The organism is Kribbella sp. NPDC058245, from assembly GCF_042882005.1.
Classification (GTDB): domain Bacteria; phylum Actinomycetota; class Actinomycetes; order Propionibacteriales; family Kribbellaceae; genus Kribbella.
Map to the genome: position 1 here is coordinate 65288 of NZ_JBHVWY010000010.1, position 15065 is coordinate 80352.

Annotated in this window: 15 protein-coding genes; 12 read left to right on the plus strand and 3 right to left on the minus strand. The window is 67.6% G+C overall.

Annotated elements, in window-relative coordinates:
- Positions 1 to 46: 46 nt before the first annotated feature.
- Positions 47 to 427, plus strand: a complete 381-nt coding sequence (locus ACFVWG_RS23260; RefSeq protein WP_391545466.1) for a hypothetical protein — start codon at positions 47 to 49, stop codon at positions 425 to 427.
- Here ACFVWG_RS23260 and ACFVWG_RS23265 read toward each other — a convergent pair.
- On the minus strand, positions 424 to 1413 hold the full coding sequence (locus tag ACFVWG_RS23265; protein WP_391545467.1) for a GNAT family N-acetyltransferase: 990 nt from the start codon (positions 1411 to 1413) through the stop codon (positions 424 to 426). The two genes, ACFVWG_RS23260 and ACFVWG_RS23265, sit on opposite strands and share 4 nt — an antisense overlap.
- A gap of 73 nt (positions 1414 to 1486) precedes the next feature.
- Positions 1487 to 2473 (minus strand): oxidoreductase, encoded by a 987-nt coding sequence (locus ACFVWG_RS23270; protein ID WP_391545468.1) that lies wholly within the window; start codon positions 2471 to 2473, stop codon positions 1487 to 1489.
- Between the two features lie 55 nt (positions 2474 to 2528).
- Between ACFVWG_RS23270 and ACFVWG_RS23275 the strand changes: the two genes are divergently transcribed.
- Positions 2529 to 3458, plus strand: a complete 930-nt coding sequence (locus ACFVWG_RS23275) for an AraC family transcriptional regulator (RefSeq protein WP_391545469.1) — start codon at positions 2529 to 2531, stop codon at positions 3456 to 3458.
- On the opposite strand, the gene ACFVWG_RS23280 is transcribed toward ACFVWG_RS23275, so the two are convergent.
- Complete coding sequence (locus ACFVWG_RS23280; RefSeq protein WP_391545470.1) at positions 3447 to 3863, minus strand: PPOX class F420-dependent oxidoreductase; 417 nt, start codon at positions 3861 to 3863, stop codon at positions 3447 to 3449. The genes ACFVWG_RS23275 and ACFVWG_RS23280 overlap by 12 nt on opposite strands.
- 112 nt (positions 3864 to 3975) lie before the next feature.
- Between ACFVWG_RS23280 and ACFVWG_RS23285 the strand changes: the two genes are divergently transcribed.
- From ACFVWG_RS23285 to ACFVWG_RS23330, 10 genes are all read left to right on the plus strand, one after another.
- A complete protein-coding gene (locus tag ACFVWG_RS23285; protein ID WP_391545471.1) occupies positions 3976 to 5268 on the plus strand; it encodes a DUF1800 family protein in 1293 nt (430 codons plus the stop codon).
- 11 nt (positions 5269 to 5279) lie between these two features.
- Positions 5280 to 6533: a DUF1501 domain-containing protein gene (locus ACFVWG_RS23290; protein WP_391545472.1), complete on the plus strand. Its 1254-nt coding sequence runs from the start codon at positions 5280 to 5282 to the stop codon at positions 6531 to 6533.
- Between the two features lie 16 nt (positions 6534 to 6549).
- Positions 6550 to 7212 (plus strand): response regulator transcription factor, encoded by a 663-nt coding sequence (locus ACFVWG_RS23295; RefSeq protein WP_391545473.1) that lies wholly within the window; start codon positions 6550 to 6552, stop codon positions 7210 to 7212.
- Positions 7209 to 8501, plus strand: coding sequence for a sensor histidine kinase (locus ACFVWG_RS23300; RefSeq protein ID WP_391545474.1), 1293 nt, complete (start codon positions 7209 to 7211; stop codon positions 8499 to 8501). Before ACFVWG_RS23295 ends, ACFVWG_RS23300 begins: the two co-directional genes overlap by 4 nt.
- A 251-nt stretch (positions 8502 to 8752) precedes the next feature.
- Positions 8753 to 10426, plus strand: coding sequence for a 2-isopropylmalate synthase (gene leuA / locus ACFVWG_RS23305; RefSeq protein WP_391545475.1), 1674 nt, complete (start codon positions 8753 to 8755; stop codon positions 10424 to 10426).
- A gap of 275 nt (positions 10427 to 10701) precedes the next feature.
- Positions 10702 to 11802, plus strand: a complete 1101-nt coding sequence (locus ACFVWG_RS23310) for an ABC transporter permease (RefSeq protein WP_391545476.1) — start codon at positions 10702 to 10704, stop codon at positions 11800 to 11802.
- Between the two features lie 4 nt (positions 11803 to 11806).
- On the plus strand, positions 11807 to 12712 hold the full coding sequence (locus tag ACFVWG_RS23315) for an ABC transporter permease (protein ID WP_391545477.1): 906 nt from the start codon (positions 11807 to 11809) through the stop codon (positions 12710 to 12712).
- 4 nt (positions 12713 to 12716) lie between these two features.
- Positions 12717 to 13778 carry an ABC transporter ATP-binding protein gene (locus ACFVWG_RS23320; RefSeq protein ID WP_391545478.1) on the plus strand — a complete coding sequence of 354 codons (1062 nt, stop codon included), beginning with the start codon at positions 12717 to 12719 and terminating at the stop codon, positions 13776 to 13778.
- Positions 13775 to 14815, plus strand: coding sequence for an ABC transporter ATP-binding protein (locus tag ACFVWG_RS23325; RefSeq protein ID WP_391545479.1), 1041 nt, complete (start codon positions 13775 to 13777; stop codon positions 14813 to 14815). Before ACFVWG_RS23320 ends, ACFVWG_RS23325 begins: the two co-directional genes overlap by 4 nt.
- Positions 14815 to 15021 carry a hypothetical protein gene (locus ACFVWG_RS23330; RefSeq protein ID WP_391545480.1) on the plus strand — a complete coding sequence of 69 codons (207 nt, stop codon included), beginning with the start codon at positions 14815 to 14817 and terminating at the stop codon, positions 15019 to 15021. Before ACFVWG_RS23325 ends, ACFVWG_RS23330 begins: the two co-directional genes overlap by 1 nt.
- Positions 15022 to 15065: the final 44 nt, after the last annotated feature.

Below are 15065 nucleotides of genomic sequence, written 5' to 3' on the forward strand. Positions count from 1 at the left end.
CTTTTCGGCTCGAAAACTGTCGGTGGGCGTGGCTATGCTTTCGGGTATGGAGATCTTGGCGATGGCGCCGGTGTGGTCGCAGAGTGGCAGCGAACTGCTGACCAACCTCGACAACCTGTACGCCGCCAAATCCCTCATCGACACCTACATCCTGCAAACCACCCGACGACTGGACGAGATGAGCACCGCCCAAGAACTCGGCGCCCGCGACACCGTCGAGTTGGTGGCGCAGCGATACCGGCTCAACCCCGCCGACGTCCGCAAAGACCTCAAGGTTTCTGGCGCCCTCGGCAAGTACCCGGCCGTCAAACCGCCCAGCCACCCTGCCTTCAATCGGCCGCAGACAAGCTCAACCACAGCGAACGTCTCCGGCCGAGGCCGGGTCGGTGGGGGTGAAGTGGGTGGTGGTTGGAGCTCCAGTGGTTAGAGCTTTTTCTGGAAGTCCAGGAAGCGGGCGACGACCGTGTAGTTGAGCTGTTCGTTGATGCCGATCATGTGGTTGTTGGACTCGGCGTTCCAGGTGTCGACGCGGGTGAGCTGCGGCTCCTCCTCGCGCAGCCACAGCAGCATGCCGGCCTTGAGCAGCGCGCCGAGGCGGTGACCACGGTGGTCCCGGGAGACCGCGGTGTCGTGCTGCCAACCCTGCTCCGGACGCTCACGCTCGACCGCGATCACGGTGTGACCGGCCAGTGCGCCGGTCTCCTTCTGTCGCGCGACCAGACGGTAGGTCGTGTTTTCGCATTTCGCCTGCGCTTCCTCGTACGCGCGCAGCCGCTCGGGGCTGAAGACGTCGTCCTCGATCTCGAGGTCATCGGTCGGCGCATCGTTGATCGACGCGACGACGGCGATCATGCCGTCGACCATCTCGTCGGGCAGCGGGCCCTTGATCCGGAGGAGTTCGTACTCGGCCGACTTGGCGACAGCGCCGTCGTACAGGCTCTGCACGAGCGACCAGTCGAGGCCCGCGATGTCCTGCTTGCGGTTCACCTCGATGGCCTTCTGCTGGTAGCCGTGCTCGATGGCGTGGGCGAGATCCTGCGGGGTGTCGAAGGTGTTCAGGCCCATCATCGTCCGGCCGGCGCCGACAGCCTCGGCCTCGGCGAACGCGGCGAGCTCGGCCCAGACGTTCCCGTCGCGATGGTCGGGATGGACCCAGATGTCGAACCACACCTGATCGGTGTTCTCGTACTTCGGGAAGTGCAGGCCGACGCTACCCACCAGCGTGCCGTCGGCATCGTGCGCCAGGTACTCCAGGCCGGGGTTCAGATCCCAGCCGTAGCGCAGCGCGTTCGCCAGCCCCTTGGGCGTCCCCACCACCAGGTCAGGGCAGTCCAGTTTCGCGGCCGCGGTCTTCAGCGCGACGGCGGCGGCTACGCCGGCCTCGTCGTCGGGCGACAGTCTCGTGATGTCCACACCCACAGACTGACTCCCTGGACCACTTCCCGCGAATCATTTATTGACCCGGGGTGTTGGGGCGGGGAAGGAATCAGTACCGAAGTAGTTCTTCGGAGAATTTCCAGAGCCGGCGGGCATTGTCGGGGTCGATCGCGTACGGCAGGACGCCGAAGGTGCCCGGGGTCAGTGCCAGTACGTCGGTGTCCGGCTCCGCGCCGCTGTGCACAGTAGCGATCTCGACGTCCTCGCAGTAAAGGCCGCCCAAGCCGTCGAGCTGGGGACTGGTCGCACACCAGACTTGTGTCGCGGCGCCCTGCTCGGGTGTCTTCAGGCCACGACTGGGGTCGATGATCGGCTGGAAGTCGTCGTCCAGGAAGCCGCCCCGCCGCAGCACCTCGCGGTCGGCGTTCTGCGCCAGGTTGGTGATGATGCTGCCCGGATGGACGGCGAAGGCCCGGATGCCGTTGTCCTGCTCGCGATTGTCGAGCTCGACCGCGAACAGCACGTTCGCGGTCTTCGACTGCCCGTACGCCGAATAGGGCGCGTACTCGCGATTCTCGAAGTTCGGGTCGTCGAACACGACCGGACTGTAGCGATGGCCGCGCGACGACACCGCGACGACCCGCGCTCCCTGTGCCGCCCGCAGCGCGGGCAACAGCCGGGTGGTGAGCTGGAAGTGGCCCAGGTGATTGGTGGCGAACTGCGACTCGAAGCCGCGCCCGTCGCGCGCCAGCGGCGTGCCCATGATCCCGGCACTGTTCACCAGGAGATGGAGTGCGCGTCCGGTGGCGAGGAAACGATCCGCGAAGCCGTCGATGCTGACGGGATCGAGGAGGTCCAGTTCCGCCACGACGACGCCGTCGATGCCCGCGAGCTGCTTGCTCGCCCGAGCCGTGTCGCGAGCCGGGACGATCACCTCCGCACCGGCCGCGCGGAAGACCCGAACCGTCTCCAGGCCGAGTCCCGAGTAGCCGCCGGTGACGATCGCGGTCTTGCCGGTGAGGTCGATCCCGGCCATCACCTCGGCGGCGGTCGAGTACGCGGTGAAGCCGGATCCGATGGGTTGCTGTGTGCTCATACGTCGACCGTAGATCCGCTCCGGCGTACGCTGAATAACTGTGAGTCCCGAAAGCATGCTCGATCGTACGGATGTGCTCGCCGAGGTGCTGACCCTGACCGAGGCGACGTGTCACGTCTCCCGGAGCTTCGTAGCGGACGGGGAGTGGGCCCTGCGGTACCCGGCGACCGAGCGGCTCAAGTTCTCCGCGGTGGTCGAGGGGACCTGCTGGATCGACTTCGACCACCTCGATCAGCGGATCGAGCTACAGCCCGGCGACGTGGTGATGTTCGACGGGCGGCATCCGTTCGTGAAGGGCAACTCGGACGACGTGCCGATCGGAGACGCGGTCGCCGCGTTCGGTGCCACGGACGGGTCGATCGCCCGATTCGGTACCGGAGTTGGCCCGCGAGTGCGCGGAGTCGGCGGCCACGTCTCGGTCAACCGGATCGGCGAGGAGTTGCTGTTCCGCGCGTTGCCGCCGATGATCCACCTCCGCGGTGACGACGACAGGTCCGCCGTACTGCGATGGTTGCTGGAACGGCTCGACCGCGAATCGGCCGGCGGTGAGCCGGGTGCGGGGTTGGCCGCCGACAAGCTCGCCCATCTGTTGTTCGTCGAGGCGCTGCGAGCCTGTCTGGACGAGGCGACCACGCTTCCGGTTGGTTGGCTGCGAGCGACCGCCGACGAGCACATCGCGCCGGTGCTGCGGTTGATGCATGACGAGCCGGGGCGGGCCTGGCAGCTCGAGGAGTTGGCGAAGGCTGCCGCGATGTCGCGGACGACGTTCGCCGAGCGGTTCCGCGCCGTGGCCGGCGTACCGCCATTGACCTATCTGCTCAACTGGCGAATGCGGCTGGCCGAGCGAGCGTTGCGCGACGAGGACGTTTCGCTCTCCGCCCTCGCGCACTCGCTCGGCTACACCTCTGACAGTGCCTTCAGTACGGCGTTCAAACGCGTGAACGGCCTCGCGCCGAAGCGCTACCGGGAGGCGTCACGCCGGTGAGGGCATGCCGTAGGCGTGCTCGACGGTCATCGAGAAGAGCAGCCGCTTGTCCCGGACCATCACGGTGCGGTACTCGTCCCAGTCCGGGTGCTCGCCCGAACCCTTGCGGTAGTAGTCGACCAGCGCATCCACCGTCGCGTCGTTCGGGTCGGCGGCGACCGGGGTCAACTCTGCCTTGCCTTCCAGGACGATGTAGGCGCGACCGCCGTTCTCGTTGATGTAGACGCTGGCGCGCGGGTCGCGGCGCAGGTTCTTCGTCTTGGCGCGGTCGTCGGTCAGCGAGATGCGGACGTGCTCGCCGTCGTACACATAGGTGATGTTCGACAGTTGCGGCCGCCCGTCGCGCTTGAGCGTGACGAGAACGCCGAGGCCGGTACTGCCGATCCGTTCGAGGAGGGAGGTCATGCCGAGAAGCCTAGTTATTCAAGTGCCCTTGAAGGCAACAGACACTGTGGGTTGGCTGAAGATCGGTCCCGCAGCCTGGTCCTGAGCCGCCCCGGTCGAAACCATCGGGGACATGACCGAGATCAGCGAGCAGGCCGTCGTACGACGGCTGAACGAGCGCCTGGGGTTCGGGCCGCCGCCGGGGGAGCCGGCCGTGGGTTTCGACGAGACGGTACGGCGGTTGCTCGGGCCGGCCACGGATGCCGCGGCCGCCGCGATCGTGCCGCCGACGGGGCTGACCCCACCACCGCCGACCGGGACCAAAGCAGACAAAGCAGACAAGGCGGCGAAGAAGGCCGAGCGGCGGGCTCGGACGGCGCAGGAGCGGAAACTGACCGTCTGGTGGCTGGACCGGATGGTGGCGAGCCGGACGGCCTCCGAGCGGCTGACGTGGTTCTGGCACGGGCACTTCGCGACGAGCAACCAGAAGGTCCGCAACGCGGCCTGGATGCTCGCCCAGAACCAGACCCAACGCCGGTACGCCGCGACCGGGTTCGGTGATCTGGCCGCCGCGATGATCGTGGACAGCGCGACGATCCGCTGGCTCGACGGGCAGAAGAACCGCCAGGGTTCGCCGAACGAGAACCTGGCGCGCGAGTTCCTGGAGCTGTTCACGCTCGGCATCGGCCACTACGAGGAGAAGGACGTGGCCGAGGGCGCTCGCTGCCTGACCGGCTGGGTGCTCGGCAAGGACGGCAAAGCCGCAACGTTCAAACGGCAACGGTTCGACTCGGGCAGCAAGACCGTGCTCGGCAGGACGGGCAACTTCGACGCCAAGATGTACGCCGGACTCGCGGTGGCCCGGCCGGAGTCGGCACCGTTCGTGATCGGGCGGCTGTGGTTCCGGCTGGTGTCGACCACGCCGCCGGATGCGGCGACGATGGCCCGGCTGGAAACGGCGTACGGGCCTGGACGGAACGTGAAGTCGTTGCTGACGGCAATGGTTGCGGAAGCGGCGTTCCGGGACCCGGCAGCGGCTCTGGTGAAGCAGCCGGTGGAGTGGGCGGTCGGCTTGATGCGCGCGTTGCGGATCACGCCGGGCAAGCTCGCCGAGAAGGAGCAGACCAAACTGCTGGCCGGTCTGCGCGGAATGGGGCAGCTGCCGTTCCGGCCGCCGAGTGTCGGCGGTTGGCCGTCCGGTGCGAGCTGGCTGACTACATCGGCCGGTCTCACCCGGCTGCAGCTTGCGCAGCACCTGGCCGCGTACGCCGAGCTGAACGCGATCGGATCCGCGGACGACGTCGCCGAGCTGCTCGGCGTCGACGGCTGGTCGGCGCGGACCAAGGCCGCGCTCGCCGCGGTGAAGCAGCCGGCGCAACTGGTGGCGATCGCTGCCTGTGCCCCCGAGTACGTCGTGAGCGGATGAGTGGAGGACCGATGGACAACGTGACCAGAAGGCGCTTCCTGACGCTGAGCGGTGTGACCGCCGCGGGTGCCTTGGCGGCCGGTGCGACTCAGGTGCACTGGTCCGACCTGCTCGCCGCCGCCGTCAACGACCCGCTGCCGAGCGATGAGTCCGTGCTCGTGGTGATCACCTTGTACGGCGGCAACGACGGCCTGAACACCGTGGTCCCAGCCGCGGACCCGGCGTACCAGAACGCCCGGCCGGACCTGGCCTACCAGCCGAACGAAGTGCTCGACCTCGGCGAAGGGCTCGGGCTGAACCCCGGGCTGAAGGGTCTGAAGGGGTTGTGGGACGACAAGCAACTCGCGATCGTCCGCGGGGTCGGCTATCCGCAGCCGGACCGCAGTCACTTCCGGTCGATGGCGATCTGGCAGACGGCCTCCCCGAAGTCGCCGATCCCGACCGGCTGGCTCGGTCGCTGGCTGGACGCGACCGGCGCCGACCCGCTGCGCGCGGTCTCCGTCGAGCCGACCTTGCCACCACTGCTCGCCGGTGCGAGCACCGCCGCGGCCTCGTTGCCGTTGCGCGGGCTGGCGCTGCCGAAGGGTGCGATCGGTACGGCGTACGCCGCGCTCGGGAAGCCGAGTCCGGGGGAGGGGCTGTGGCAGGCGAAGGCGGCCAAGGCTGTGCTGGATCTCCAGGAGGCAACTCGCGTGCTGGGAACTGCCGTGAAGATGGGGCATGACGAGACAGCTGGCGACGAGGACGAGCAGCGCACTCAGGGCGCGTCGGCTGGTGGGGCTTCGCAGCTTGGGGCGCAGCTGGAACTGATCGCCGGGCTGATCGAGGCCGGCGTACCGACTCGGGCTTACTCGGCGTCGCTCGGTGGGTTCGACACGCATGCGGACGAGCGCGGTACTCAGCAGCGGTTGCTGAGCGAGTTGGACACGGCGTTGACGCCGTTCGCGCAGCGGCTGGCCAAGACCGATCGGGGCAAGAACGTGGTGGTGCTCGTCTACTCGGAGTTCGGCCGGCGGGTGCAGGCGAACGGCAGCGACGGGACCGACCACGGTACGGCGGGTCCGGTGCTTGTCCTGGGCAACAAAGTGGCGGGTGGGTTCCATGGTGAACAGCCGAGTCTGACCGATCTGTCCAACGGTGACTTGAAGGCGACCACCGACTTCCGGGATGTCTACGCGAGTGTCCTGCAGCATGTGCTCGGCACCGACCCCGGGAAGATCCTCGACGGGCACACGACCACGATCGACGGACTGCTGCGTGCGTGAGTGCGAGGATGGCTGAATGGCGGCGCGGGTGCTGGTGGTCGAGGACGCGGAACCGATCCGGACCGCGGTCGGCATCGCGCTGACCGAGGCCGGGCACGAGGTCCGGACGCGCGCCGACGGGGATGGGCTGGAGCGAGAGCTGGCCGGGTTCCGGCCCGACCTCGTTCTGCTGGACGTGATGCTGCCCGGGCGGGACGGTTTTGCGCTGCTGAGCGTGACACGCGAGACGTCGAACGCCGGCGTGATCCTGCTGACCGCCCGCGACGGCGTGGAGGATCGGCTGCACGGCCTGCGTACGGGCGCCGACGACTATGTGGTCAAGCCCTTCGTGCTGGCCGAGTTGATCGCCCGCGTCGAGGCGGTACTGCGCCGGATGGGGCGACTGCGGACGGTGCTCGAGGTCGGTGACCTGGTGATCGATGTCGAGGCCGGGGTCGCGACGCGCGCTGGCGAAGTGGTCGAGCTGACCGCGACGGAGTACAAGCTGTTGCTGTTCCTGGCCGGTCGCAGTGGCAAGGTGGTGGGGAAGACGCAACTGCTGACTGCAGTCTGGGGGTACGACGACTATGCGCCGAACCTGGTCGAGGTCAACATCAGCGCGCTCCGCCGCAAGCTCGGTGCGGGGTTGCTGCACACCGTGCGCGGATCGGGATACGTGCTGAAACCGGAGGAGTCGTGAGGCGGTTCCGCGGGGCGTCACTGCGGATGCGCGTGACGCTGACGGCGATCGCCGTACTGCTCGTGGTGTTGCCGGTGACCGGGCTGGTGGTGAAGGCGGTCTTCGACGCGCAGGCGGAGCGCAGCCTGGACTCGCTGCTCTCGGGCCGGGCGCAGTTGGCTCAGCAGCTCGCCCGCCAGAACGTTGCTCCAGGCAACCTTGTACGGCGGATCGACGCGGATGGGGTCCGGGTCACGCTGATCCTGCGGAACGGTCAGCAGTTCGGCGCGCCACCGATCGAGGCAAGCGGCACCGTCCGCCAGGTGAAAGCCACCTTGCAAGCCGGTCAACGCACTCGCGACGCAACCCTGCTGCTCACCGCCGACACCGCTCTGCTCGCCGACGCGGGTGCCCGCCTCCGCACTGTTCTACTGCTCTCCGGCGCAGCCGCGGTCCTGATCACCGCGCTGGCCCTGATCGCCCTGATGCGCTTGGCGTTGAAGCCACTGGACAACATGACCACGCTCGCCCGGTCCATCGTCGCCGGCCGCCGTGGTGACCGCCTCCATCTTGAACGCGCCAACACCGAACTCGGCCGCACCGCCGCGGCGTTCGACGAGATGCTCGATGCCCTCGAAGGCGCCGAACACACCGCCCACCGCTCCGAAGACCGGATGCGCGAGTTCGTCGCCGACGCGGCCCACGAACTCCGCACCCCGATCACCGGCATCCAGACCGCGGCCGAAACCCTGATCCACCTAGGCCCCGAAGCAGCGCCTGACCGCCGCGAGGAATTAGAACTCCTCCTCGTCCGCGAATCCCACCGAGCCGGTCGCCTGGTGGCCGACCTCCTCGAGCTGAGCCGCCTCGACGCCGGCCTCCAACTCCACTTGGCTCCGATTGATCTCCACGAACTCGCGAAGACCGAAGCAGCCAACTCGCGGCTGCGTGCGCCTGGGCTCGCGATCACCTTGACTGCCGCCCAGACAGGGCGAGTGATGGGGGACGCCGAGCGGTTGGCGCAGGTGCTGGCCGGGTTGCTGGACAACGCCCGGCAGGCCGGAGCGCGGCGGGCGAACATCGTCGTACGGGCTGACGGGTTCGTGGTCGAGGACGACGGGCCAGGGGTGCCGCCGGAGCAGCGGGAGCGGATCTTCCAGCGGCTCGTGCACGGGCCGCACAGCAAGGGCGCCGGACTCGGGCTGGCGATCGCCCGTGGGGTGGCGCGGGCGCACAGAGGTGATCTCATCGTTGGCGACCGGCCGGGCGGGCAGCGGGGAGCGTCGTTCCAGCTGCGGCTACCGACCTGAGTCGTCACGCTGCGTGTCTCGCCGAGTGAGACCCCCGGTTCGACGGGTCAAGCGGGTTGTGCATAGACTCGTCGTCACTATGCGGCACCAGCTTCTCCTCCTTCGCTGCCGCGGCGAGGCCTGATCAGGCCGGTTCCCTCGCCGCGGGGTTTCGTCGTACGCCGGTCGGCCCGCGTACCCGCACATCTCTTCGAGGAGAACCTCTCGTGGCACCGCAGAATCAGCCTCAGCCTGTACAGCAGCCTTCCGGCATGCCGATCCACCGCTACTCCGCGTTTCCGCCGATCGACCTGCCGGACCGCACCTGGCCGGGCAAGTCCGTCGCGAAGACCCCGCGCTGGCTGTCCACCGACCTCCGCGACGGCAACCAGGCGCTGGTCGAGCCGATGTCGCCGGCCCGCAAGCGGCGGATGTTCGACCTGCTGGTGAAGATGGGCTACAAGGAGATCGAGGTCGGTTTCCCGAGCGCCAGCCAGTACGACTTCGACTTCGTCCGCAGCCTGATCGAGGGCGACGCCATCCCCGGGGACGTGACGATCTCCGTCCTGACCCAGGCCCGCGAGGAGCTCATCGAGCGGACCGTGCAGTCGCTGCAGGGCTCGCCGAAGGCGACCATCCACCTCTACAACGCGACCGCGCCGCTGTTCCGCCGGGTCGTGTTCAACGTGGACAAGGCCGAGTGCCTGAACATCGCCGTCCGCGGTACCGAGATCGTGATGAAGTACGCCGACGACATCCTCGGCGACTGCCAGTTCGGCTACCAGTACAGCCCGGAGATCTTCACCGGCACCGAGCTCGAGTTCGCGCTCGAGGTCTGCGAGGCGGTCAGCGATGTCTGGCAGCCCGCCGAGGGCCGCGAGATCATCCTGAACCTGCCGGCCACCGTCGAGATGTCCACGCCGAACGTCTACGCCGACCAGATCGAGTGGTTCGGCCGGAACCTGACCCGGCGTGAGCACTCCGCGATCAGCCTGCACCCGCACAACGACCGCGGTACGGCGGTCGCCGCGACCGAACTGGCTCTGATGGCCGGTGCGGACCGGGTCGAGGGCTGCCTGTTCGGCCACGGTGAGCGGACCGGCAACGTCGACCTGGTGACGCTGGGGATGAACCTGTTCAGCCAGGGCATCGACCCGCAGATCGACTTCGCCGACATCGACGAGATCCGCCGTACGGTCGAGTACTGCACCCAGATGCGCGTCCCCGAGCGGCAGCCGTACGCCGGTGACCTCGTCTACACCGCCTTCTCCGGATCGCACCAGGACGCGATCAAGAAGGGCCTGGAGGCGCTGGAGAAGCAGGCCGCCGCCGAAGGTGTTCCGGTCAGCAACGTGCACTGGGAAGCGCCTTACCTGCCGATCGACCCGAAGGATGTCGGCCGCTCGTACGAGGCCGTCATCCGGGTGAACTCGCAGTCCGGCAAGGGCGGCATCGCCTACATGATGAAGGCCGAGCACCGGCTCGACCTGCCGCGCCGGCTGCAGATCGAGTTCAGCCGCGTGGTCCAGCAGCACACCGACGCCGAGGGCGGCGAGGTCGGCCCGCAGCAGCTGTGGGACATCTTCGCGGCCGAGTACCTGGCGCCGGGCAAGCTGTCGCTGCTGACGGTCAACTCGTCGTCCGGCGAGGCCGTGAACGACCAGCTCCGTGTTCAGGTCTATTCCAATGGTGTCCCGCACGAGCTGACCGGTGAGGGCAACGGCCCGGTCTCCGCGTTCGTCGATGCGATCAAGCCGCTGAAGTACGACGTACGGGTGCTGGACTACCACGAGCACGCGCTCTCGGCCGGTGGCGACGCCCTGGCCGCGGCGTACGTCGAGTGCGAGGTCGGCGACGACGTCTTCTGGGGCGTCGGTCGCGACGCCAACATTCTCACTGCCTCGCTCAAGGCGGTCGTCTCCGCGATCAACCGCGCGACCCGCTGAACTACCAAACGGCGCCCGCTCTCCGAAAGGGGTTGCGGGCGTCGTTTGCGTTGCGGTGCCCAGTGATCCAGCACACACCGTGGCAGGATCAGTGCGCAGGGCAATCGTCTGCTCACGATTCGGTGTCTCTGATTTCCGAACCTCTGAAACCGTTGACTTGATGCCTGCGGCTGCGCAAACTAGCGCCACTGTGCGCAGATCAATGCAAGAGATCGTGCATTAGAGCCGTTCAACTTTCAGGCAAGCTCGTCGGCGGTCCTCGATGGAGGTGAGCAGTGAGCGGTGCGGTCGAGACACCTGCCCCCCAGCTGATCGAAGGGCCGGTGGACGAACCGAAGCCCTCGGCGGCGCGGCGCTTCTTCAGCGCCTGGCTGGTCCGCAGGCTGGCCAAGGCGATCCTGACGATCTTCCTGGTCTCCACCCTGACGTTCTTCCTGGTTCGGCTGCTGCCGGGCAACCCGGTCGACACGTACATCCAGACGCAGATCGCGCAGACCGGCATCTCGTACGCCGACGCGGCCGCGCAGGCGCAGAACCTGTTCTCGCTGGACCCGAACGAGCCGCTGATCCTGCAGTACCTGACCTACATGGGCAATCTGCTCCAGGGTGACTTCGGTACGTCGCTGCTCTCGCCCGGTACGACGGTCGCCCAGGTGATCAAGACCTACCTGCCGTGGACGCTGTTCTCGGTCGGTATCGCACAGATCCTCAGCTTCGTGCTCGGCATCATCGCCGGCATGATCATGGCCTACCGCCGGGAGAGCTGGATCGACCATCTGCTCACCTCGATCGGCTCGCTGCTGCACGCGATCCCGAACTACATCGTGGCGATCCTGATCGTGGTCTTCCTCGGTGTGAAACTGCAGGTCTTCAACCTGACCGAGGCGCGCGGCTCCTATACCCCTGGCGTCACACCGTCGTTCAGTTTCAGCTTCCTGAACGACATCCTGTACCACGCGACGCTGCCGATCCTGGCCTATCTCCTCACCACGGTTGGCTCCTGGGCGCTGGTGATGAAGTCGTCCACGGTCGAGACCTTGGGCGAGGACTACGTCACCGTCGCCCGCGCCCGCGGCCTGACCGACAACCGGATCCGCGCCGGGTACGTCGGCCGCAACGCGGTCCTGCCGCTGTTCAGCCAGCTCGCGGTATCACTCGGCTTCGTGGTCGGCGGCTCGATCTTCGTGGAGAAGATCTTCGGCTACCAGGGCATCGGCTTCAGCCTCTACAACGCCGTCTCGGGTCGCGACTACCCGGTCCTGCAAGGCATCTTCCTGGTCGTCACGATCTCCGTGGTGGTGGCCAACCTGCTCGCCGATGTCCTCTACAGCCGGCTGGATCCGCGGATCCGGGTCGGCGGGAAGGCCAAGGGGTAAGCGCGTGGCCACCGAGACTGTGACCAGCGGCGCCGTCGCCGCGATCGGTACGACGGGGGTCTCCCGGTTCGCCGGGATCCTGCGGTCGTTGCGCCGCAGCCCGGCCGGGTTCATCGGCTTCATCATCGTGGCGCTGCTGGTGCTGATCACCGCGATCGGGCCGATCTTCACCCCGACGCTCGAGCCGAACATCAAGGAGATCCTGCTGCCCTTCGGGTCGCCCGGGCATCTGCTCGGTACCGACAACGAAGGCAAGGACGTCCTGATCCAGATGATCGACGGCGGCCGGTCCGTCATCTTCATCGGGTTCGTCGCCGCCGCGATCTCGACCGCGCTGGCGATCGCGCTCGGGTCCCTGGCCGCCTACCTCGGCGGCTGGGTCGACTCCGCGGTCGTCACGGCAGCTGACGTCGTACTGACTGTGCCGCAGATCGTGCTGCTCGCTGTCCTGGGTGCGCTCTTCAAGCTCGACTCGCCGTTGCTGCTGGCGCTGCTGGTCGGTGGGTTGTCCTGGCCGGTGCTGACCCGGGCGGTGCGTTCGCAGGTGCTGTCGCTCAAGGAACGCGAGTTCGTCGAAGCAGCTCGGTTGCTCGACCTCGGCACCGCCCGCGTCGTGTTCGTCGAGATCCTGCCGAACATGGCCAGCTTCATCTTGATGAACTTCATGATCGGTGTCACGAACGCGATCTACTCGCTCGTCGGCCTCTACCTGCTCGGCCTCGCGCCGCTGACCGGCTCGAACTGGGGGATCATGCTGAACCGGGCCTGGATCGCCGGCGCGATCTTCAACGACGCCAGTCTCGGGTTCATCCTCAGTCCGGTGGTCGCGATCACGCTGCTCCTGCTCGGTCTGGTGATGATGACCAGGTCGCTCGAGGAGATCCTCAACCCACGGCTCCGGGACCGGTGATCGCATGACTGTTCCTGTGACAAGTGCTCGCGCGGTCCGTGGCGGCAGTGGCAAGCCGCTGCTCTCGATCCGCGACTTCAAGGTCGAGTACCGGACCGGCTCCGGTACGACGGTGCAGGCGGTCCGTGGTGTCGACCTCGACCTGTTCCCGGGCGAGAGCCTGGCGCTGGTGGGGGAGAGCGGTTGCGGCAAGACGACGTTCGGGCTGGGCCTGTTGCGGCTGCTGCCGCGCCTTGGGCACGCGTCCGGCCAGGTCACCTTCAACCGCAGTGACGGCACGGAGATCGACGTACTGGGTCTTGATGGCCGGGACCTGCGCAAGTTCCGCTGGCGGGACGCCGCGATGGTGTTCCAGGGCGCGATGAACGCCTTCAACCCGGTGCTGAAGATCCGCGGGCACATGCACGACACGATGCGGGCGCACACCAAGGCGACCAAGCAGGAGATCGAGGAGCGGGCCGGCGAACTGCTCCGGCTGGTCCGGCTCGAACCCGAGCGGGTGATGGATTCGTATCCGCACGAGCTGTCCGGCGGGATGCGGCAGCGCGTGCTGATCGCGATGAGCCTGCTGCTCGAGCCCGAGGTGCTGATCCTCGACGAGCCGACTACCGCTCTCGACATCCTCACCCAGCGATCGGTGGTCGACGTCCTGCACGAGGTGCGGGAGCGGCTCGGCTTCTCGATGATCTTCATCTCGCACGACCTGTCGCTGGCCGCCGAGCTCGCGGACCGGGTCGCCACCATGTACGCCGGCCGGATCATCGAGACCGGTGGCGTCCGGGACATGTTCTACCAGCCGCGGCACCCGTACACGCTCGGCCTGATCAAGGCCGTGCCGCCGATCGTCGGCGACCTGCCGGACCTCGAGTCGATCCCGGGCGGACCGCCGAGCCTGGCCAACCTGCCGAAGGGCTGTTCGTTCCACCCGCGCTGCAAGTTCGCCACCGACGAATGCCAGGAGGTGGATCCGCCGTTGATCCCGATCACCGACGAGCCCGGCGACGCCCATGACGTTGCCTGCATCCACTCCGACCAGGTGCACCTGGAGCGGAAGGTGGTGTCATGACAGCAGTGGACGAGACTCCCGCCGTACAGGCTTCCAGTGGCAAGCCGTTGATGACGCTGGACGGGGTCAGCCAGGTGTTCGACACCAAGGCGGGACCGATCCGCGCGGTCGACCACGCCAACCTGTCGATCAACCCCGGTGAGGTGCTCTGCCTGGTGGGGGAGAGCGGTTCGGGGAAGACGACGGCGGCCCGGATGGCGGCCGGCCTGACTCGCCCGAGTAGTGGGCAGGTGATGTTCGACGGCGCCGACATCTGGTCGCTGAAGAAGAACGACTTCAAAGACTTCCGGCGCAGCGTGCAGTACGTGCACCAGGACCCGTACGCCTCGCTGAACCCGACGCGCACGATCCAGCAGACGCTCACCGCGCCGCTGCTCAAGCACGGCGTGGTGAAGGGCGCCAAGGCCGCCGCCGAACGCGCGACCGAGTTGCTGGCCAAGGTCGATCTGACGCCGCCGGAGAACTATCTCTCGAAGTACCCGCACCAGCTGTCTGGTGGCCAACGGCAACGAGTTGCCGTCGCCCGGGCGCTGACGCTGGACCCGAAGATCATCATCGCCGACGAGTCGACCTCGATGCTCGACGTGTCGATCCGGATCAGCGTGCTGGCGATGCTCGGCCGGCTGCGCGACGAGCTCGGCGTCGGCTTCCTGTTCATCACCCACGACCTCGCGATCGCGAAGTACTTCGGCTGGCGCGGCCGGACCGCGGTGATGTATCTCGGCCGGATCGTCGAGTTCGGCCCGACCCCGCGGATCATCAACGCGCCGACGCACCCGTACACGCGGGCGCTGATCGACGCGATCCCGGAGCCGGATCCCGACCTGACCCGGACCAAGAACGCGGAATCCCTGCGCAGCCTGGAGATTCCGAGCCTGGCGCACCTGCCGTCGGGCTGTGCGTTCCACCCGCGCTGCGGCCGGTTCGAGGACGGGCTGTGCGACGGCGAGGTACCGCAGCTGCTCCAGGTCCGGCCGGGACAGTCGGCCGCGTGTCACGTCGTCCAGCGCGACGGCGCCGATGAGCCGGCGGCCTGATGCCGCCGGAGCTGGGCCGGATGGCACTCGGCTGGGCGGCCTTCCTCGTCCTGGCCGCCGGTGTCCTGCTGCTCACGCTCACCCCCGGTACGCCGGAGTTCGTCGTCACGTTGTTCACCTTGTTCTTGGGCCTGTTCCTGGGCCTGATCGTGGTCGCCGGAGTCGTCTGGACCCGCCGACGTACGAAACGCGAGGACGGTCAGTAAGAACCCAGAACAACTGGTCACGCGACGGCGTGTGGCCAGGATCA

Bases quoted from the DNA above. Each gene is read 5' to 3' on its own strand.
- ACFVWG_RS23325 (WP_391545479.1), top strand. From the start codon at position 13,775: ATGACAGCAGTGGACGAGACTCCCGCCGTACAGGCTTCCAGTGGCAAG.
- leuA (WP_391545475.1), top strand. From the start codon at position 8,753: ATGCCGATCCACCGCTACTCCGCGTTTCCGCCGATCGACCTGCCGGAC.
- ACFVWG_RS23270 (WP_391545468.1), bottom strand. From the start codon at position 2,473: ATGAGCACACAGCAACCCATCGGATCCGGCTTCACCGCGTACTCGACC.
- ACFVWG_RS23330 (WP_391545480.1), top strand. From the start codon at position 14,815: ATGCCGCCGGAGCTGGGCCGGATGGCACTCGGCTGGGCGGCCTTCCTC.
- ACFVWG_RS23295 (WP_391545473.1), top strand. From the start codon at position 6,550: ATGGCGGCGCGGGTGCTGGTGGTCGAGGACGCGGAACCGATCCGGACC.
- ACFVWG_RS23320 (WP_391545478.1), top strand. From the start codon at position 12,717: ATGACTGTTCCTGTGACAAGTGCTCGCGCGGTCCGTGGCGGCAGTGGC.
- ACFVWG_RS23285 (WP_391545471.1), top strand. From the start codon at position 3,976: ATGACCGAGATCAGCGAGCAGGCCGTCGTACGACGGCTGAACGAGCGC.
- ACFVWG_RS23280 (WP_391545470.1), bottom strand. From the start codon at position 3,863: ATGACCTCCCTCCTCGAACGGATCGGCAGTACCGGCCTCGGCGTTCTC.
- ACFVWG_RS23260 (WP_391545466.1), top strand. From the start codon at position 47: ATGGAGATCTTGGCGATGGCGCCGGTGTGGTCGCAGAGTGGCAGCGAA.
- ACFVWG_RS23290 (WP_391545472.1), top strand. From the start codon at position 5,280: ATGGACAACGTGACCAGAAGGCGCTTCCTGACGCTGAGCGGTGTGACC.
- ACFVWG_RS23275 (WP_391545469.1), top strand. From the start codon at position 2,529: ATGCTCGATCGTACGGATGTGCTCGCCGAGGTGCTGACCCTGACCGAG.